This is a genomic window from Kitasatospora sp. NPDC092948 (assembly GCF_044754805.1).
In the GTDB taxonomy this organism is placed as follows: domain Bacteria; phylum Actinomycetota; class Actinomycetes; order Streptomycetales; family Streptomycetaceae; genus Kitasatospora.
In genome coordinates this window covers 528,504-548,621 of the sequence record NZ_JBIVPU010000002.1, presented here as the reverse complement: position 1 = coordinate 548,621, position 20,118 = coordinate 528,504, and the positions used below count along the sequence as shown (strand labels likewise).

14 protein-coding genes and 1 pseudogene are annotated in these 20,118 nt (G+C 74.5%); 14 read left to right on the top strand and 1 reads right to left on the bottom strand.

All coding sequences use genetic code 11. The features are described from left to right. Positions 1-11: 11 nt before the first annotated feature. From ACIQF6_RS07235 to ACIQF6_RS07220, 4 genes and pseudogenes are all read left to right on the top strand, one after another. Complete coding sequence (locus ACIQF6_RS07235; protein WP_400892172.1) at positions 12-800, top strand: type II secretion system F family protein; 789 nt, start codon at positions 12-14, stop codon at positions 798-800. Positions 801-843: 43 nt separating this feature from the next. Continuing rightward, positions 844-1,095: a DUF4244 domain-containing protein gene (locus tag ACIQF6_RS07230; protein WP_400891159.1), complete on the top strand. Its 252-nt coding sequence runs from the start codon at positions 844-846 to the stop codon at positions 1,093-1,095. Between the two features lie 37 nt (positions 1,096-1,132). Further along, positions 1,133-1,471, top strand: coding sequence for a TadE family type IV pilus minor pilin (locus ACIQF6_RS07225; protein WP_400891157.1), 339 nt, complete (start codon positions 1,133-1,135; stop codon positions 1,469-1,471). 22 nt (positions 1,472-1,493) lie between these two features. Next, a pseudogene (locus tag ACIQF6_RS07220) lies at positions 1,494-1,820 on the top strand (Rv3654c family TadE-like protein); the annotation flags it as partial. Positions 1,821-1,922: 102 nt separating this feature from the next. Here ACIQF6_RS07220 and ACIQF6_RS07215 read toward each other — a convergent pair. Beyond that, positions 1,923-4,298 carry a DEAD/DEAH box helicase gene (locus ACIQF6_RS07215; protein WP_400891155.1) on the bottom strand — a complete coding sequence of 792 codons (2,376 nt, stop codon included), beginning with the start codon at positions 4,296-4,298 and terminating at the stop codon, positions 1,923-1,925. A 222-nt stretch (positions 4,299-4,520) separates the two neighbouring features. Between ACIQF6_RS07215 and bldG the strand changes: the two genes are divergently transcribed. From bldG to ACIQF6_RS07165, 10 genes are all read left to right on the top strand, one after another. Then, positions 4,521-4,862: an anti-sigma factor antagonist BldG gene (bldG, locus tag ACIQF6_RS07210; RefSeq protein WP_073807489.1), complete on the top strand. Its 342-nt coding sequence runs from the start codon at positions 4,521-4,523 to the stop codon at positions 4,860-4,862. Positions 4,863-5,017: 155 nt separating this feature from the next. After that, positions 5,018-5,431, top strand: coding sequence for an ATP-binding protein (locus tag ACIQF6_RS07205; RefSeq protein WP_400891152.1), 414 nt, complete (start codon positions 5,018-5,020; stop codon positions 5,429-5,431). Between the two features lie 329 nt (positions 5,432-5,760). Beyond that, positions 5,761-6,468, top strand: a complete 708-nt coding sequence (locus ACIQF6_RS07200; RefSeq protein WP_400891150.1) for a small secreted protein — start codon at positions 5,761-5,763, stop codon at positions 6,466-6,468. A 66-nt stretch (positions 6,469-6,534) separates the two neighbouring features. Further along, positions 6,535-8,061: a methyltransferase gene (locus ACIQF6_RS07195; protein WP_400891148.1), complete on the top strand. Its 1,527-nt coding sequence runs from the start codon at positions 6,535-6,537 to the stop codon at positions 8,059-8,061. 262 nt (positions 8,062-8,323) lie between these two features. Next, a complete protein-coding gene (locus ACIQF6_RS07190; protein ID WP_400891145.1) occupies positions 8,324-8,812 on the top strand; it encodes a DUF3592 domain-containing protein in 489 nt (162 codons plus the stop codon). 507 nt (positions 8,813-9,319) lie between these two features. Continuing rightward, a complete protein-coding gene (topA, locus tag ACIQF6_RS07185; protein ID WP_400891143.1) occupies positions 9,320-12,196 on the top strand; it encodes a type I DNA topoisomerase in 2,877 nt (958 codons plus the stop codon). 78 nt (positions 12,197-12,274) lie between these two features. Then, on the top strand, positions 12,275-15,412 hold the full coding sequence (tmk, locus tag ACIQF6_RS07180) for a dTMP kinase (RefSeq protein WP_400891141.1): 3,138 nt from the start codon (positions 12,275-12,277) through the stop codon (positions 15,410-15,412). Positions 15,413-15,683: 271 nt separating this feature from the next. Next, the gene (locus ACIQF6_RS07175) at positions 15,684-16,889 is read left to right on the top strand and encodes a DNA polymerase III subunit delta' (protein WP_400891139.1); all 1,206 of its coding nucleotides are present in this window, start codon (positions 15,684-15,686) and stop codon (positions 16,887-16,889) included. Positions 16,890-17,189: 300 nt separating this feature from the next. Then, entirely contained in the window at positions 17,190-18,257 is a 1,068-nt protein-coding gene (locus ACIQF6_RS07170; RefSeq protein ID WP_400891137.1) for a hypothetical protein, read from the top strand. A 239-nt stretch (positions 18,258-18,496) separates the two neighbouring features. Further along, complete coding sequence (locus tag ACIQF6_RS07165) at positions 18,497-20,092, top strand: alpha/beta hydrolase (protein WP_400891134.1); 1,596 nt, start codon at positions 18,497-18,499, stop codon at positions 20,090-20,092. The last annotated feature ends 26 nt before the right edge of the window (positions 20,093-20,118 follow it).

Genomic DNA, 20,118 nt, shown 5'->3' with positions numbered 1-20,118 from the left:
AGGTGGACGCCATGGTGATCCTGGTGCCGGTGGCTGCTGCGGGGCTGGTCGGCGAGGCACTGGCGTTGGTGCGGGGACGGGCGGCCCGGCGCAGGGCCGGGCGCTGCGTCCCGGCGCTGGCGGCCGCGCCGAGGCGGGTGGGCCGGGGCTCCCGGGTCGGGGAGGCCTCACGGCGGGCGATTCGCTGGGCGCGGGGCGACCGGCCGGTGGCCGTGCTGCTCGGGCTGTCCGCCGCCGTCCTGGTCGGCGGACGGGCAGGCCTGGCGGTCGGGTCGGTGGTGGGCTGGGCGGGGTGGCGGTGGCTGCCCAGGGTCCGGTCGCCCGGCGAACGCCGACGGGCTGCGGAACGGGATCGGCTGGTCCGTCAACTGCCGCTGACCGCCGACCTGCTGGCGGCCTGCCTCGGGTCGAGCGGTTCCCCGGCCGGAGCGGCTTCCGCGGTCGCGGACAGCGTGCCGTCGCCGATGCGGGACCGTCTGTTCGGCGTCGCGGCCCAGCTCTCCCTCGGGGCCTCCCCGGAGCGCTGCTGGGAGCAACTGGCCGCCGACTGCCCGCCGATGGTCCCGCTCGCCCGCTGCCTGGTGCGCGCCACCCTCAGCGGCGCGCCACCGGCCACCGCGCTCGCCGGCCTCGCCCAGTCCCAGCGGGCGGCGGCCGCCCGGGCGGCGCACATGAGGGTTCGCCGGGCCGGTGTCCTGGCGACCGCCCCGCTCGGGCTCTGCTTCCTGCCCGCGTTCGTGCTGATCGGCGTCGTGCCGGTGGTGACGGGCCTGACCGGCGCCTTCGCCCAGCGGCTCTGAGCCGCACCTGTCGAATTTCCACTCCTACGAAGGGATTTCACCGATGATGACTCTCTCCCTGCCGGTCCGGCCGGCCTCCGCAGTTCGCGCCACTCGCAGGCTCGGCGACTGGCTGCGCCACCGGTTGCGGACGATGGCGGAGGGGCCGCCGGACGCCGGAATGAGCACCGCCGAGTACGCGATCGGCACCGTGGCGGCGTGTGCCTTCGCGGCGGTGCTCTACAAGGTGGTGACCAGTGGCACGGTCTCCGGCGCGCTCTCGGAGATCCTCGACCGGGCCCTGCATGCGGTGTGAGCGCCGGGCCGGGCGCAGCGGGTCGTCGGACTCGGGGATGGTCACCGCCGAGACGGCGGTGGCCCTGCCCGCCCTGGTGCTGCTCGCGGCCATGCTGATCTGGGGCGTGGTCGCGGCCGGGGCCCAGATCCGCTGCGTGGACGCGGCCCGGGCCGGCGCCCGGGCCGCGGCCCGAGGGGACGGCGACGCCGCCGCGGTCGCCGCCGCAGCCGCCCCGGCGGGCGCCAAGGTCGCCGTCGCCCTGGACGCCACCACCGCCCGCGTCACCGTCGAGGCCCCCTGTCCGGGCCCCGGCCGCCTCGCTGCCGTCCTGTCGGTCCGCCTCGCCGCCACCGCGGTGAGCGCCCGCGAGGACGTGGCGGCCGACGACAACTGAGATCCGAGAGGAGGTAACCGCCGTGCGGGAGAAGCTGTATCGGGCGGCCCGGCGCCGTTGGGCGGGCTCGCCCGACGGCGGGTCGGCGACGGTGTGGCTGGTCGCCCTCGGCCTGTTGGGGGTGGTGGTGTTCTCGGCCTGCCTGATGGTGGGGCAGATGGTGGTGGCCCGCCATCGGGCCGAGTCGTCGGCGGATCTGGCCGCGCTGGCCGCCGCTCGGCGGCTGCTGCTGGACTCGGACGGCGGCTGCGGCCGGGCAGCCGAGTCGACGCGGGCTCAGGAACGGGCCGAGCTGGTCTCCTGCCGCGTTCTGTCGGACCAGGACGCCGTGGAGGTGGTCGTCCAGGTCCCGATTCGCGGCCTGCCCGTCCCGCTCGGGCCGGCCCGAGCCCGGTCCCGGGCGGGCCCGTTGTGGGCCTGGGGCGAAGGCGCCGGAGAAGCCGACGCACCGTCAACCGGTCGCGTCGCTCGCGGAGTCGTCGGAGTCGTCGGGGTCGGCGGTGCCCGGGTCGCCGGGGGCGTTGGCGAGGAGGACGGTGAGGAGGCGGATCGCGGCGGCCTTGTCGAGCGGCTCGTTGCCGTTGCCGCACTTGGGGGACTGGACGCAGGACGGGCAGCCGCGGTCGCACTCGCAGGCGGCGATGGCGTCCCGGGTCGCGGTCAGCCACTCCACGGCCCGGCGGAAGCCGCGCTCGGCGAAGCCCGCGCCGCCGGAGTGGCCGTCGTAGACGAAGACGGTGGGCAGCCCGGTGTCGGGGTGCAGCGGGACGGAGACGCCGCCGATGTCCCAGCGATCGCAGGTGGCGAACAGCGGAAGGAGGCCGATCGAGGCGTGTTCGGCGGCGTGGGCCGCGCCGGGGAGCTGGTCGAACGGGATGGTCGCGTCGAGGAGTTGGTCCTCGGTGACGGACCACCAGACGGCCCGGGTGCGCAGGGTGCGGGGTGGCAGGTCGAGCTTGCTCTCGCCGAGGATCTCGCCGGTGGAGATCCGCTTGCGCAGATAGCCGACGACCTGGTTGACCACCTCCACCGAGCCGAAGCTGAGCCGGGCCTCGCCCCACTCCTCGGTGGTGTCGGTGGACAGGATCGAGATCGAGGTGATGTCCCGCGCGGAGGTGGTGTAGGGCGGATTCGCGGGGGAGACCAACGCGACCGAGGACTCCAGGTCGAACTCACGGACCAGGTAGGTGCGCCCCTGGTGCAGGTGGACGGCGCCGGTGTGCACGGTGGTGTGCGCGGCCTCGGCGTCCACGGTGCCGAGCAGTCGGCCGGTGTCCGCCTCGACGATCTGCACGGGGCTGCCGCCGCTGCCGCGCAGGTCGACGCCGTCCACGGCGCGCTCCCGACGGGTCCAGTACCAGGAGCCGTCGGTCCGGCGGCGCAGCAGCCCGCGTCGTTCCAGCAGCGGGAGCAGGGGTTCGCTGGACGGGCCGAAGAGCTCCAGGTCGGCGTCGGTGAGCGGCAGTTCGGCAGCGGCGGCGCACAGGTGCGGGGCGAGTACGTGCGGGTTGTCGGGGTCGAGGACGGTGGCCTCCACCGGAGTGGCGAACAGTGCGTCGGGGTGGTGGACGAGGTAGGTGTCCAACGGGTCGTCGCGGGCGATCAGCACCGCCAGCGCGCCCTGGCCCTCGCGTCCGGCGCGGCCGGCCTGCTGCCAGAGCGAGGCCCGGGTGCCGGGGTAGCCCGCCAGCAGGACGGCGTCGAGGCCGGAGACGTCCACGCCGAGTTCCAGTGCGGAGGTGGAGGCCAGGCCGAGCAGTCGGCCGGTGTGCAGGTCGCGCTCCAGGGCGCGGCGCTCCTCGGCCAGGTAGCCGCCGCGGTAAGCGGCGACCCGGGCGGCGAGCGGGTGGCCGAGCTGCTCCTGGGCCTGGAGGGCGACCAGTTCGGCGGCCCGGCGGGAGCGGACGAAGACCACGGTCCGGGTGCCGTCGTGGACCAGGTCGGTGAGCAGGTAGCCGGCCTCGGCCGTGGCGGAGCGGCGGACGGGCGCGCCGTGCTCGCCGACGTTCTCGGTCAGCGGCGGCTCCCACAGCGCGAACACCAGCGGCCCGCGGGGCGAGCAGTCCTCGGTGACGGCGGTGGCGGGCAGGCCGGTGAGCCGCTGCGCGGTGACGGCCGGCTCGGCGGTGGTGGCGGAGGCCAACAGGAAGGTCGGCGACGAGCCATAGCGGGCGCACAGCCGCCGCAGCCGCCGCAGCACCTGGGCGACGTGCGAGCCGAACACCCCCCGGTAGGTGTGGCACTCGTCGATCACCACGTACTTCAGCGCCTTCAGGAAGGACGACCAGCGCGGGTGGGCGGGGAGTATGCCCCGGTGCAGCATGTCGGGGTTGGTCAGCACGTACGACGCGTACTGCCTGACCCACTCGCGCTCCTGCGGCGGCGTGTCGCCGTCGTAGAGCGCCACCCGGACCCGGTCGGGGACGAGTTCGGCGGCGCGCCGGCGCTGGTCGGCGGCCAGCGCCTTGGTCGGGGCGAGGTACAGCGCGGTGGCGCCGCGGCCGTTGCGGGCCTCGGTGCCGGTCAGCAGATCGCTCAGCACCGGGGCCAAATAGCCCAGCGACTTGCCCGAGGCGGTGCCGGTCGCGATCACCGTGGTCCGCCCGGCCGCTGCCAGGTCCATGGCCTCCGCCTGATGCGCCCACGGCAGCAGCACGCCGAGCTCGGCGGCGGCCGCGACCACCTCCTGACGGATTCCTTCCGGCCAAGGGGCGTAGCGTGCCTCCCGCGCGGGCAATTGCTCCGTATGGGTGAGGCGATCCGACCTGCCGCGCTCGCTGGAAAGCGTCGCGAGCAGGGCCTCGGGCTGGTGGTGACGGGGCGGCATGAAGACCCAGTGTGTCACCGGCGTGACGGAGAATCGCTGTTAACCATCGTGCGTCCATGGTCGCAAGTGGTTGAATGAAGCCCGTGACGGCCGCACGGCCGAGGGCCGCAACACCGAGGCTCCGACCTGACGGTTTGCCGCGCCCTGGGTCTGCGACCATGTGGTCGCAGCCGGTGGGCTGAAGATCGCAATGACGTAGCAAGGCAAGGTGCTGGAGGTTCCGTGGACCTGTCCCTGTCGACCCGTACTGTCGGCGATCGCACGGTCGTCGAGGTTGGCGGCGAGATCGATGTGTACACCGCCCCCAAGCTGCGCGAGCAGCTTGTCGAGCTCGTCAACGACGGCAACTACCACTTGGTCGTGGACATGGAGGGCGTGGACTTCCTCGACTCCACCGGCCTCGGTGTGCTGGTCGGCGGCCTGAAGCGGGTGCGTGCGCACGAGGGTTCGCTGCGACTGGTGTGCAACCAGGAGCGCATCCTGAAGATCTTCCGGATCACCGGTCTGACCAAGGTGTTCCCGATTCACAACTCGGTGGACGACGCCGTCGCGGCGACCGACTGACGTTCCGTCGGTCTGCTGTTCCGACCGAATCTTCTCGATCGACCGCCGCCGGTCGGCCGGGCGCTGAGCCCTGCCCGGCCGGCGTGGTCGGTGTTCCCGCCCCTGCCGTGCGGGCCGGTGTGCCCGGCGGCGGGGAGCAACCCCGGAGGGGAGACATGGCAACCGTCGAACTTCGATTCAGCGCACTGCCCGAGCACGTCCGCACGGCCCGGCTGGTGGCCGCCGCAGTGGCCAGACGCGCCGGGGTGGACGAGTCGGTGCTCGACGAGTTGCGGCTCGCCGTGGGCGAGGCCTGCTCCCGCGCGGTCGCGCTGCACCAGCGCAACGGCGTGGACGGTGCGGTCCGGGTCGCACTGACCGAGCAGGAGAAGCGTTTTCTCATCGAGGTCGCCGACGAGGCCGGCCCGGCGCAGGCCGCCGGCGGCGCGGCCGGCGGTCCGGAGGACGAGGACGCGCTCGGCCTGGCGGTCATCACCGGCCTGGTCGAGGACGTCGAGGTCGGCAACGGCGCGGACGGCGGCGTGATCCGGATGAGCTGGGCGGTCGCCCCGGCTTCCGACGACGACTGAGCCCTTCACCGCCGGCACGACGGCCTGAATCGCCCGCCTGAGTCCCGCGGGCCCGTGCGGACTCGTACCGTGAGCCGTCATGCCCGGCCGCACGCCGGCGGGCCCTGTCCGGCTACGGTGACCGCGTCCCGGCTTCCACCGGCAGGCGAGCCCCTTCGCCGTGGCTTCCTGCGGCTTCCGCACGCCCCCTGCGGGCCCGGGCCGTGCCGACCCCAGCCGAGCTGGGCGGATGCCGGTGGCTGTGGCCTTCCCGGTGGGCGGGGGCGGGTGGCCGTGTAGGTTCGCTGGTCGATGCCCGGGACCGGGTGTCAGCGACCGAAAGGGCCCCGGTGAATAAGCGACTGGTCACCGTCTCCGCGCTCGGCGCGCTGCTCGCGCTCGCCGCCGTCGGCTGTTCCGCCGACGACTCGGCGAAGCTCGACGGCTGGGCGAAGAACGTCTGCGATGCCGCGCGGGACCCGATCGCGCAGTCCCGGACGGCGCTCGCCGACACCGGGAACGTCAAGGAGGGCGAGTCGCCCGTCGACCTGCAGAAGCGGCTGTCCGCCGACCTGGCCGCGCTGGCCACCACCAATCAGCAGCTGGCGGACGCGGTGGACAAGGCCGGTGTGCCGAAGATCACCGACGGGGCGAAGATCCAGCAGGGCGCTGTCAACGAGCTGAAGCAGGTCGCGCAGGGCTACCTGGACGCGCAGAAGAAGCTGGACGGGCTGACCAACGCCGATCAGGCCAAGTTCGCGGACGGCCTGCGCAGCGTCGGCGACCAGGTCCAGCAGCTGTCCCAGGTCTCCACCGGCGCGCTCGCCACCCTGCAGAGCGGCGACCTCGGTGCCGCGATCAAGAAGCAGCCCGGCTGCAAGGCGGCGCCCGCCGGGGCGCCCGCGGCCGATCCGTCGGGCAGTGCCGACCCGTCCGCCGGCACCGACCCGTCCGCCGGGGCCTCCCCGGATGCTGCCGCCTCGCCCGGCGGCAACGGCACCCCGGCCTCCGGCGCGCCCGACCAGGCCGCCGCATCGCCGTCCCCGAACAAGAGCTGACGACCTGTCGGCCCGTCGCCGGGTGCGGTGGCCGGGCCGGGCCGGTCGGCGGGGGAGAATGGCGGGGTGACGAACAGCCCCGTTCTTGATTCCGGCCGGACGGCGGAACTGCGGGAGGCGCTGCTGAAGGCCTCCTTCACCGCTGACGGATTGCTCGACCTGCTCGGCCCGTCCGCGTACGCGGCGCTTGCCCGCAGCGAGGCCGTTCCGGCGCTGCGGGCGACCCGCGGCGGCTCGCCGCTGGAGACCCTGGTGCGGCTGTTCCTGCTGCAGCAGCCGGTGTCGGAGGCCGCCGCCGCGGCGGCCCTGCCCGTCGAGGGCCTGCTGGCGGACGGCTGGCTGGTGCGCGACGGCGCCGAACTGCGCGCCACCGTCGACGTGCGGCCGTACGCCGACGAGGTGGCCGGGCTGCCCAGCGCGGACGCCTGGGTGGTGTCCGACCTCGGCTGCGCCGTCGGGGGCGCGGGCGGCATCGGCTCCGGGCGGACGGCGGCCGGCATCGAGCGGCGCGACCTGGTGCTCGGGGTGGGCGGCGCGTCCACCACGCTGGCCAACCTGACGGTGCGTCGCCCGGTCCGCGAGGTGCTGGATCTGGGCTCCGGTTCCGGTGTGCAGGCGCTGCACGCGGCCCGGCACGCCCAGCGGGTCACCGCGACCGACCTCAACGCGCGCGCCCTGCACTTCACCCGACTGACCGCCGCGCTGTCCGGTTTCGACAACGTCACCACCGCCGAGGGCAGCCTGTACGAGCCGATCGGCGAGCGGCGCTTCGACCTGATCGTCTCCAACCCGCCGTTCGTGATCTCCCCGGCCGGCCGGTTCACCTACCGGGACGGCGGGATGGCCGGCGACGACCTGTGCCGCAGCGTGGTGCGCGGCGCCGCCGCCCACCTGGAGCCCGGCGGCTACTGCCAGCTGCTGGCGAACTGGCAGCACGTCAAGGGCGAGGACTGGCACGAGCGGCTGGCCGGCTGGGTGGCCGGCACCGGCCTGGACGCCTGGGTGGTGCAGCGCGAGGTGCAGGACATCGCCCAGTACGCCGAGCTGTGGCTGCGCGACGGCGGCGACCACCGCGGCGTCGAGTACCGGGCCCGGTACGAGGAGTGGCTGGACAGCTTCGAGTCGGCCGGGGTGGAGGGCATCGGCTTCGGCTGGATCACCCTGCGGGCGTCCGGCGCGGCCGATCCGGTGGTGCGGATCGAGGAGTGGCCGCACCCCGTGGAGCAGCCGCTCGGCCCGCACATCGAGGAGTGGTTCGCCCGCCAGGACTTCCTGCGCGGCCACGACGACGCCGGCCTGCTGGCCGCCCGCTACCTGCTCGCCGACGAGGTGGTGCAGGAGCAGATCGGCGCACCCGGCTCCGAGGACCCCGAGCACGTGGTGCTCCGCCACAACCGGGGCATGCGGCGCGCCACCAAGGTGGACACCGTCGGCGCGGGCTTCGTCGGCGTCTGCGACGGCACGCTGGCCGCCGGGGAGATCGTGGACGCGATCGCCCAGCTGCTCGGCGAGGACGCGGCGCAGCTGCGGGCCCGGGTGCCCGAGTCCCTGCGGCTGCTTACGGAGCAGGGATTCATCGAACCGGTCCGCTGATTCGGCCGCCTCGGAACAGCGGTCGCCGGCGCCGTCCCGGCGGTGACATTGATCACCCGGTGGGTGGACGGACCAGTCGGTTCACCCGGGTGACCTTCGCGGCCCGGCCGCGTTGAACACCCGGGTGCCGGACCGTCCGGCGGTCGCGTTCACCCGGGCGTTCCCCGGGCGTGGCCGGTCGGACGCCGGTTGTCCGCCGCGGGTTGTCCACCGACTGCCAGGGTGCTGTCCACAGGCTGTGGGCAGTGCGGGGGAGGACCGGGTGGAGACGCCGACGACGCTGGTGGGCGGGGCGGTCCTGGTGGCCTTCGGGAGCGCGCTGCTCCTGTGGTGCGCCGTGGAACTGCGCCTGCGCCACCGTCTGCGCCGGCACGGCGTGCCCGCCACCGCCCAGGTGATCACCGACCAGGACCGCGCCGACGCGATGGACAGCAGCCCGCTGCTCTCCTACCAGGTGGACACCCCCGGCGGCCCCGCCGACGCCGGCTACGGCACCGTCCACGAGCTGCGCCCCGACCCGGCGGGCCGCCTGGTGCTGTCCCGCCCGCGCGGCCACACCCCGCTGCGCCGCCCGCCGCGGCTGGCCTCCGGTGCGGCCGTCCAGGTCGCCTACGACCCGCGGCGGCCGGACCGGGTGGTGCTGGCCGCGCACGAGGAGCTGCCCTCGCTGCCCGCGGACCTGTTCTGGGCGCTGCTCGGCACCTCGGCACTGGCGGGCGGCCTGACCCTGCTCGCGCTCGCCCTGCGCTGAGCGGACCCACGCAGGGCTGAACTCGCGCAGGCCGAACTCGCGCAGGGCTGAACTCGGGTGGGACGGTCCAGCTCTGGGCGAACCTCGCGCCGTACGGACCGGATCCGGTCCTGACTCGCCCCGCCCGCCCGCCAGGCCCCGCGCCGACCGGCCGTGGCCGCCTCTCGGCGACGGCCTCGTCCGATTACGGAGCGCACTGTTCCGCTCCGGCTCCCGGCCGTCGTCCGGCCTGCTCTCCGCGGTGTCCGGGGCCCGGACGAACCCGGCCGGGCTGCCCGGGGAGGGCATGGTCCGCTTGCGGCGGAAGCCTTGCTTGGCCGGGAAAGACATGCCCCGGGACCGGCCATCGGGTTACCGTTCGAGTGGCGTCGGTCGGCCTTGCCGGTGAAAAAGCGGCATCCGTCCGTTTGACAAGGGTGGCCAGGGTACGGTCACACTCCGCTGGTGGGACCGTCGCTGGTGCGACTGCCCAGGAGCTTTGGTAACGACCGGGAGAGAAGAGCGAAGGTGTCCCCGAGCAGCGAGACCGCGCACGGCAAGCGACTCGTCATCGTCGAGTCGCCGGCCAAGGCCAAGACGATCAAGGGCTACCTCGGGCCCGGCTACATCGTCGAGGCCAGTGTCGGTCACATCCGCGACCTGCCCGGCACGGCCGCCGAGGTTCCGGACGAGTACACCGGCGAGGTGCGTCGCCTCGGGGTCGACGTGGATCACGACTTCGCACCGATCTACGTGGTCAACCCGGACAAGAAGTCCCAGGTCACCAAGCTGAAGTCGCTGCTCAAGGAGTCCGACGAGCTCTTCCTGGCCACCGATGAGGACCGCGAGGGCGAGGCCATCGCCTGGCACCTGCAGGAGGTGCTGAAGCCCAAGGTGCCGGTGCACCGGATGGTCTTCCACGAGATCACCAAGGACGCCATCCAGGAGGCCGTGCGCAACCCGCGCGACCTGAACAAGCGCCTGGTCGACGCGCAGGAGACCCGCCGCATCCTGGACCGCCTCTACGGCTACGAGGTCTCCCCGGTGCTGTGGAAGAAGGTCATGCCGAAGCTGTCGGCGGGCCGTGTCCAGTCGGTCGCCACCCGCCTGGTGGTCGAGCGCGAGCGCGAGCGGATCGCCTTCACCTCCGCGTCGTACTGGGACCTGGTCGGCACCTTCGGCACCGGCCGCAGCTCGGCCGACGCCGCCAACCCGGAGAACTTCGGCGCCCGGCTGATCTCGGTCGACGGCAAGCGGGTCGCCACCGGCCGGGACTTCGGCACCGACGGCCGGCTGAAGTCCGCCGCGAACACCCTGCACCTGGACGAGCAGGCCGCCCGTACGCTGGCCGCCGCGCTGGAGCAGACCGCGTTCAGCGTCCGCAGCGTCGAGTCCAAGCCGTACCGCCGCTCCCCGTACGCGCCGTTCCGCACCACCACGCTGCAGCAGGAGGCCAGCCGCAAGCTGGGCTTCGGCGCCAAGCGGACCATGCAGGTCGCGCAGAAGCTGTACGAGAACGGCTTCATCACCTATATGCGTACCGACTCGACCACGCTGTCGGAGACCGCGGTCACCGCGGCCCGCGCGCAGGTCACCCAGCTGTACGGGGCCGACTACCTGCCGGACGCGCCGCGCACCTACACCTCCAAGGTGAAGAACGCGCAGGAGGCGCACGAGGCGATCCGCCCGTCCGGCGACCGGTTCCGCACGCCCGCCGAGACCGGGCTGTCCGGCGACGACTTCCGGCTGTACGAGCTGATCTGGATGCGCACCGTCGCCTCCCAGATGAAGGACGCGGTCGGCCAGTCCGTCACCGTCAAGGTCGGCGGCCGGTCCGCCGACGGCCGGGACGCCGAGTTCTCCGCCTCCGGCAAGATCATCACCTTCCACGGCTTCCTGAAGGCCTACGTCGAGGGCGCCGACGACCCGAACGCCGAGCTCGACGACCGTGAGCGCCGCCTGCCGCAGGTCGCCGAGGGCGACCCGCTGGCCGCCGAGCGGCTCACCCCCGAGGGCCACGCCACCAAGCCGCCGGCCCGCTACACCGAGGCCTCGCTGGTCAAGGAGCTGGAAGACCGCGAGATCGGCCGCCCGTCCACGTACGCGTCGATCATCGACACGATCATCAACCGCAAGTACGTGTTCAAGAAGGGCACCGCCCTGGTGCCCTCGTTCCTCTCCTTCGCCGTGGTCAACCTGCTGGAGAAGCACTTCGGCCGGCTGGTCGATTATGACTTCACCGCGAAGATGGAGGACGACCTCGACCGGATCGCGGCCGGCCAGGCCGAGTCCGTGCCGTGGCTGAAGCGCTTCTACTTCGGCGCGGGCGAGGCCACCGGGGCCGCCGCCGGCGGCGCGGTCGACGCGGGCAACGGCGACGGCGACCACCTCGGCGGCCTGAAGGAACTGGTCACCGACCTCGGCGCGATCGACGCCCGGGAGATCAGCTCGTTCCCGATCGGCGACGGCATCGTGCTCCGGGTCGGCAAGTTCGGTCCGTACGTGACGCGCCCGGCCGCCGTCGAGGGCGAGCCCGAGCAGCGTGCCGACGTTCCCGCCGAGCTGCCGCCGGACGAGCTGACCGTCGAACTCGCCGAGGAGCTGTTCGCCCAGCCCAGCGGCGCGCGCGAGCTCGGCACCGACCCGATCAGCGGCAACCCGCTGGTCGCCAAGGCCGGCCGGTTCGGCCCGTACGTCACCGAGGTGCTTCCCGAGGGCACCCCGAAGACCGGCAAGAACGCCGTCAAGCCGCGCACCGCCTCGCTGTTCAAGTCCATGGACCTGGACACCGTCACGCTGGAGGACGCGCTGCGGCTGCTCTCGCTGCCCCGGGTGGTCGGCACCGACCCCGAGGGCAACGAGATCACCGCGCAGAACGGCCGCTACGGCCCGTACCTCAAGCGCGGCACCGACTCGCGTTCGCTGACCAGCGAGGACCAGCTGCTCTCCATCACCCTGGACGAGGCGCTGGCCATCTACGCCCAGCCCAAGCAGCGCGGCCGGGCCGCCGCCGCCCCGCCGCTGAAGGAGCTCGGCAACGACCCGGTCAGCGAGAAGCCGGTGGTGGTGAAGGACGGCCGGTTCGGCCCGTACGTCACCGACGGGGAGACCAACGCGACGCTCCGCAAGGACGACGACGTGGAGACCATCACCCCGGAGCGGGCGTTCGAGCTGCTCGCGGACAAGCGCGCCCGCGGGCCGGTGAAGAAGGCCGCCAAGAAGGCCCCCGCGAAGAAGACCGCCACGGCCGCCAAGAAGACCACCGCGGCCAAGAAGACGGCGGCCAAGAAGACCGCGGCGGCCAAGACCACGGCGACCAAGACCGCAGCGGCCAAGAAGACCACCGCCAAGAAGACGGCGGCCAAGAAGTCCGCGAGCGCCGAGAACACATCCGAGGAGAGCTGACGGACGCTGCGTAACGGGCCTGTTCGAATCCGGGCGGGCCCGTTAAGGTCGGGCCCGTGCACTCGCTACGCTGACCGTATGACGAGCGAGGAGCAGCCCCCGACCGCACGCGCTGCCGCCAGCGGCCTCCCCGAGGTCGCCCCAGCGGGGACGCCGGGTGAACGGGCCCGTGCGCTGCTCCGGCTGCGGCCCTACCGGAAACTCTGGACGACCCAGCTGCTCGGCGGCGCCGCCGACCGGCTGTCGGTCCTGGTGCTCGTCCCGCTCACCGTGGTCGCCGCCGTGCTCGGCGGACAGTTCGGGCACGGCTACCGGTCGCTGGCGCTGGCCGTCGCCGCCCTGTTCGCGGCCCGGCTGCTGGCCTTCGGCCTGTTCGGGGCGGCCCTGCTCGGCCCGGTGCACGCCCTGGTCGGCGGCCTGATCGACCGCCGGTGGAGCCTGCTCGGCGCGGACCTGGTCCGGGCTGTGCTGATCGGCCTCGCCCCCTGGTGGGTGGTCTGGTCGCCCGGCTCCGCCACCTGGCTGCTGCTCGGCTCGGGGTTCCTGGCCGGCGCCGCCGAACGGGTCTGGACCGTCGGCAAGTCCGCCGCCGTTCCCGCGCTGCTGGCCGTCCCCGAACAGGTCGGCCCGCCGTCCGCCGCCTCGCTGGACGCCGTCCGCACCCTCGACCTGCGCACCGGCTGGGCCGCGCTGCCGCTGGCCGCCGCCGGACTGGTCGGCTTCACGCTGGTCAACAACGTGCTGGCCGCGCTCGGCCTGCACTGGCTGCGCGACCACCAGCTCACCGCCGCCGCGCTCGGCGCCGCCGCGCTGTTCGTCGTCAACGCCGCACTGCTGTACTTCCAGGAGCTGCCCGCCGGCGTGAAGACCCCGCCGCACTCCCCCCTTCAGGGTCTGCGCGCCCCCACCGACGCGACGCCCGGCCCGTCCCTGAAGAAGGGCCGCACCGGCTCCGCCCCGTACTTCACCTTCTCGATCGCCGCCGCCTACGCCTCGATGGCCGGCGTCGCCGCGCTCGGACTGCTCACCGCCACCGAACATCTGGCCGGCCCGATCGGCTACGGCCTGCTGGTGCTCGCCGCCGCCGGCGCGCCCGCCGTCGGCATCCGGCTCAGCCGCGCCACCCTGCCCGGCCTGTCCCGCCGCCGACTGCTCGCCCTCGGCCTGGTCACCGCCGGCGTCGCGCTGATCCTCGCCGGACTGGTCCTCGACTTCGTCCTGGTGCTGCTGCTCACCGTGCTGGCCGGCCTCGCCGCCGGCGTGGTCATCGCCACCGGACGCGGACTGCTCGCCCAGGAGATCGAGGAGATCCGCCTCGGCAAGGTCACCGAGCACCTGTACGCCGTGCTGCGGGTGGTCGTCGCCGTCGCGCTGGTCGGCGTCCCGCTGCTGGCCGCCGGCTACGGCGAGGTCTCGCTCGGCCACGTCGGCACCGGCAGCTTCACCTTCATCCACGGCGGCGCCGCGCTCGCCGTCTCCACCGCCGGACTGCTCACCCTGGTGCTCGCCGCCGTCGTCCTGCTGAAGACCGACGACCAGCGCGGCGTGGTCCCGTTCGGCCGTGAGCTCGTCCAGGCGGTGCGCGGCGACGCCGGGGCCGCGCCGCACCGGGTGGCCGGCAAGGGCTACTTCATCGCTCTGGAGGGCGGCGACGGCGCCGGCAAGTCCACCCAGGCACAGGCCCTCGCCGAATGGATCCGCGCCAAGGGCCACGAGGTCGTCGTCACCCGCGAACCCGGCGGCTCCCCGATCGGACAGCGCCTGCGCGCCCTCGTCCTGGACGTCGGCAACACCGGCCTGTCGCACCGCGCCGAGGCGCTGATCTACGCCGCCGACCGGGCCGAACACGTCGAGAACGTCATCCGGCCCGCCCTGGAGCGCGGGGCCGTGGTCATCACCGACCGCTACATGGACTCCTCCATCGCGTACCAGGGCGCCGGCCGCGACCTGGCGGCCACCGAGGTCGCCCGGATCTCCCGCTGGGCCACCGGCGGGCTGGTGCCCGACCTGACCGTCGTCCTCGACGTCGACCCGACCGCCGCGCGGGATCGTTTCACCGAGGCGCTGGACCGGCTGGAGTCCGAGCCCACCGAGTTCCACCAGCGGGTCCGCTCCGGGTTCCTCGCGCTGGCCGCCGCCGACCCGGCCCGCTACCTGGTCGTCGACGGCAGCCAGGCGCCCGCCGTCGTCACCACCGCCGTCCGTCACCGGCTCGACCGCGAGCTGCCGCTCTCCGACCAGGAGAAGGTCGCCAAGGCCGAGCAGGAGCGCAAGGCCCGCGAGGAGGCCGCGCGGCGCGCCGCCGAGGCCGAGGCCGCCCGCAAGGCCGCCGAGGAGGCCGAGCGCAAGCGGCTCGCGCTGCTGGAGGAGCTCCGCGCCGAGCAGGCCGAGAGGGACCGCCTGGCCGCCGAGGAAGCTGCCCGGGTCAAGGCCGAGCAGGAACGCAAGGCCGCCGAGGAAGCCCGCCTCGCCGCCGAGGCGGAAGCCGTCCGCAGGGCCGAGGAGGAGGCCAAGCGGCAGGCCGCCGAGCAGGCCCGCCTCGCCGCCGAGGCCGCCGCCGCCCGCAAGGCCGCCGCGGAGGAGGCCGCCCGCGTCGAGCTCCAGCGCCAGCGCGACCTGCAGCGCGAGGAACAGCGGCGGCGTGCCGAGGAGGCGCTGCAGCGGGCGGAGGCCGCCCGGAAGGCCGCCGAGGCCGAGGCGGAGGCCGAGCGGACCGCGCTGCTGCCGAAGGTCGAGGAGCCGGCGGCCGAGTCGGACAGCGAGACCACCCGGGAGCTGCCGAAGCCGGTGCTCGACGAGACGGCCGTGCTGCCGAAGGTCGAGGACGCCGAGACCGCGGTGCTGCCCAAGGCCGAGCCGGGGCCCAGGTCCGCGCCCGCGTCCAGGCCCGCGCCTGCGTCCAAGCCCGCGCCCGCGCCCAACCCCAAGCCGGAGTCCAAGCCCGCGCCCGCGCCCAACTCCAAGCCCGCGCCGGAGTCCAAGCCCGAGGCCAAGCAGGTGCCGCCCGGACTGTTCCGTGACGAGGACGACTCCTCGCGCACCCGCGAGCTGCGTCCCCGGCCGGACTGGGCGGAGGAGACCCCGCTCGACGACCTGCCCAGCCTGACCGACAGCCTGCTCGGCTCCCGTGAGGAGTGGGCCCGCTGGGAGGCCGAGGGCCCCGAGCCGGAGCAGGACCAGCAGCCGAAGCGGGGCTGGCGCCGCCGCAAGGACTGACTGCCGGACTGACCGCCGGCGAGATGCCGCAGTCGCGCAACGGCCCGGGCTGTCACTGGACAGCCCGGGCCTTCTGCCGTCCGGGCTGTCGACATCGGGTCCGGTCGGTCGGTCGCCGTCCGGGCCGGGCCGGGCCGGGCCTGGCCGGGCCTGGCCTGGCCGCTGTGATGCGGACCGGACAGCTGATGTGGACCGGACGGCCGGTGCGGGCCGGGCTGTCGCCGTCCGGCGTTAGGCTCGTCGGGTCGGTGAGGGCGAGGAGGAGCGCGGCGTGAGTGTGTGGGACGACCTGGTCGGACAGGACCGGGTGGTCGAACAGTTGCAGGCGGCCGCACGGGCAGCCCGGGCCGCCGTGCTGGCGGGCCGCGGGGAGGCCCCCGAGGGCAACGCCTCGCTGATGACGCACGCCTGGCTGTTCACCGGCCCGCCCGGTGCGGGGCAGGTGACGGCGGCCCGCGCCTTCGCGGCGGCGCTCCAGTGCACCAGCCCGGACCTGGACCTGGGCGGGACGCCCGGCTGCGGATTCTGCGACGGCTGCCACACCGTGCTCTCCGGCAGCCACGCCGACGTCAAGCAGGTGCGCACCGACGGCCTGTCGATCGGCGTCGGCGACATGCGCGACCTGGTGCTGCGGGCATCGAGCTACCCGACCGGCGGCCGCTGGTCGGTGATCCTGGTGGACGCCGCGCACCGCCTCACCGAGGCGGCCGCGAACGCGCTGCTGAAGGGCGTCGAGGAGCCCTCGCCGCGGACGGTGTGGCTGCTGTGCGCGCCGTCCGTGCAGGACGTGCTGCCGACCATCCGCTCGCGCTGCCGCCTGCTGGTGCTGCGCACGCCCCCCGCGGAAGCGGTCGCCGACATGCTGGTCCGGCGCGACGGGGTGGATCCCGAGGCGGCCCGGCTGGCCGCGCTGGCCGGGCAGGGCGACATCGACCGGTCCCGGCGGCTCGCGGTGGACGACGAGGCCCGGGCCCGCCGCGCCGAGGTACTGCGGATCCCGCTGGAGGTCGCGGACCTGGGCGGCTGCCTGGCCGCCGCACAGCGGCTCGTCGACACCGCGAAGGCCGATGCCGAGGCGCTGGCCGAGACCCAGGACGCCAAGGAGACCGACGACCTGCGGGCCGCGTACGGCGCGTCCGAGGGCAGCCGGGCGCCGCGCGGCATGGCGGGCGCGGTGAAGGAACTGGAGAAGCGGCAGAAGAGCCGGGCGACGCGGACCCGCCGGGAGACGCTGAACGTGGCGCTCGGCGACCTGCTGGGCTTCTACCGCGACGTGCTGGCGATCCAGCTGGGCGCGGGCGGGGCGCTGGCCAACGAGGACCAGCGGACGGCCGTGCAGCGCGTGGCGGGCGAGGGTGCGGCGGAGAACACGCTGCGCCGGATCGAGGCGGTGCTGGCCTGCCGGCGGGCGCTGGACCGGAACGTGGACCCGCTGCTGGCGGTCGAGGCGATGACGGTGGCGCTGCGGGCGGGCTGATCCGTCGGCTGTGCGGGGCGGCTTCGTGGGGCGGCTTCGTGGGTCGGTCATGCAGATCGGCCGTGCGGGTCGCCCGTGCGGGGCGGCTTCGTGGGTCGGTCATGCAGATCGGCTGTGCGGGTCGCCCGTCCGGCCAGGTCGCGGCTGAAGGCTTTCGGGCCCGGTGGTCGTTAGCTCGTTCGAGTGAAGGTGGGGAGACGCCCGTACCGCGCGGCGGCCCTGGGCCGCGTGGTCTTGCACCCTGTGCACTGGCCACGCGCTCGCGTCCGGCCGGTCCTTCCCCGAGGTGGTGCGTTCCCCATGCCCCGATCGCTGCTCGTCCTGTTGTTGCTGGTGGCTGCGGCGGCGGGCAGTTGGCTGGCCCGGTCGGCGATGGTGCGTTGGCGGGACCTGCGGGCCGCCCAGACGTACGAGCTGGCGGCGGAGGCGCGTCCGGTGCTGGTCCGGGCCGGGGCGGCGGCGCTGTGCCTGATGTGCGTGAGCGCGCTCGGGGTGGCGGTGCTGCTGGGCGGGCGGTCCGGCCGGGTGACGGTGCGGCCGGCCGTGGCGGCACGGCAGGAGGTGGCGGCGGTCGGCGGGGAGCGGCCGGCTCCGGTCGCCGCGCCCGCGCCGCCGATGGAGGTGCTGTTCAGCAACGTGAGCCGTCCGGCGGGTGGCGAGTTGCTGCAGGGCGAGGTGCCCGGTCCGGACGGGCGGCCGCGCGCGGTGCGGGTGTGGCTGCCCGCCGAGTACCAGCAGGAGCCGGCGGCCCGGTTCCCGGTGGTCGTGGTGCACTCCGGGTCGGCCGGGCGGACCGCCGACCAGGACCTGCCGGGCGTGTTCGACGGTGCGGCGTCGGCCGTCGAGCTCGGCAAGGCCCGCCCGTTCGTGCTGGTCGCCCCCGAGGCACCGAGCGGCACCGGCCACCCCTGCGACCTGGTGACCGCCGCCCCGCAGGCCGTCGCGGACGACCAGGTGCTGCGCGCGGCCGTCGGCGCGGTCTTCCGCACCCGTCCCGCCGGCCCCGACGGCTGGGCTGCGCTCGGCGTGGACGGCGGCGCCCCGTGCGCGGCCGCGGCCGGGCTGACCAGGCCCGACCTGTACGGGGCGGCCGCGGCGGTGTCCGGCCGGTACGACGGGCGGGCGCTGGCGGCGGCCGCCGGCGAGGCGCCTGCCGGGGCGCCGGTGCGGCTGCTGCTGGCCGCAGCGAAGCGGGACGCGGACGGGCTGGCCTCCGCCCGGGAGGTGCAGACGGCGCTGCGGGACGCCGGGGCGCGGGCGGAGGTGCGGATCTCCGACCTCGTGCAGGACTACTCGGCGGACCGGGAACAGCTGCGGCTGGTTCGGGTGGCGATGCAGTACCTGACGGAGCAGCTGTCGAAGCCCTGAGCGGCCGTGGGACGTCCTGGGCGAGGCTGTTGCGCGGTGGGCTCCTCGGGCGGTCTGCGGTGTGATGATCGGCCTAAGGGGGTGGCGTCCGGGTGCGGCGGCCTGCCGCCACGGGGCCCGGGCGCGGCCGTCGTGGTCGCCGGGCGGGGGGCCTCCCGGCGGCTAGGCTCGATCTCCCGGCGACGGCCGGGCGGCCGGCCGGTGGGCCGGCCCGTCCCCAGGGGAGAGGACCCACGTTCATGAGAGTCGCCCGGCCCCGCCGGTACCTGTCCGTCGCCGCGCTGGCCGCCGCCGCGTCTCTGCTGCTGGCGGGCTGCTCGGGCCACTCGGCGCCCACGGCGGGCGGCCCGACCGGCAGCCCGGCGGACAGCCACGCGCCGGTCCCCGCGAACGGCGCCACCCCGTTGGAGCCGCTGCCCACCGAACTGCCGGCCGGGCTCGCCTCCTACTACGCGCAGCAGCTGAGCTGGAAGGCGTGCAGCACGGACTTCGAGTGCGCCACCTTCAAGGTGCCGCTGGACTACGCCCACCCCGGCGACGGCCACGACATCGAGCTGTCCGCGGTCCGCAAGCCCGCCGCCGACCAGGCGCACCGGCTGGGCTCGCTGCTGCTCAACCCGGGCGGCCCCGGCGGCTCGGCGATCGAGTACGTGCAGAGCGTCGCGTCGCGCTACGACGGCGGGGTGCGCTCCAGCTACGACCTGGTCGGCTTCGACCCGCGCGGCGTCGGCAAGTCCGCGCCGATCACCTGCCTGACGGGCGACCGGATGGACGCCTACTCGGCCGCCGACATCACCCCCGACGACCAGTCCGAGATCGACGCCCTGGTGGCCGTCGACAAGGAGTTCGCGGCGGGCTGCTCGGCCCGGGCGGGCGAGCTGCTCGGCCACGTCTCCACCGTGGAAGCGGCCCGGGACATGGACATGCTGCGGGCGCTGGTCGGCGACCAGAAGCTCAACTACGTCGGCAAGTCGTACGGCACCTTCCTCGGCGCGACGTACGCCGGACTGTTCCCGAGCAAGGTCGGCAAGGTGGTGCTGGACGGCGCGATGGACCCGTCGCTGGACGCCGTCACCGGCAACATGACCCAGGCCGGCGGCTTCGAGACCGCGTGGACGGCGTTCGCCAAGGACTGCGTCAAGCGCGACGACTGCCCGGTCGGCCGCACCGAGCAGGAGGCCGGCGACAAACTCACCGCCCTGTTCAAGCAGCTCGACGCGCAGCCGATGCCCACCGGCACCGACCGTCCGCTCACCGAGGCCCAGGCGCTCACCGGCGTCGCCGAGGCGATGTACACCGAGGCCCTGTGGCCGCACCTGCGCGCCGCGCTGGCCAGTGCCCAGGGCGGCAGCGGCAGCGGGCTGCTGCAGCTCGCCGACGAGTACTACGGGCGTTCCGCCGACGGCAGCTACGAGAACCTGATGTACGCCAACATGGCCGTCAACTGCCTCGACCTGCCGGCCTCGTTCACCGACCCGGCGGCGGTCACGGCCGCGATCCCGGCGTTCGAGAAGGCCGCGCCGCACTTCGGCCGCGACATGGCCTGGATGGCGCTCGGCTGCGCGTACTGGCCGGTCAAGGCCACCGGCGCCCCGCACACCGTCCGCGCGGCGGGCGCCGACCCGATCGTGGTGGTCGGCACCACCCGGGACCCCGCCACCCCCTACGCCTGGGCCAAGTCCCTGGCCGGGCAGCTGGAGTCCGGGCGACTGCTCACCTACGAGGGTGACGGGCACACCGCGTACGGACGCCACAACACCTGCATCGACGACGCGGTGAACCACTACCTGCTCAGCGGGGCGGCGCCCGACAACGGGAAGGTCTGCAAGGACTGACCCCGACTGCTGTCCGAATGACGGAC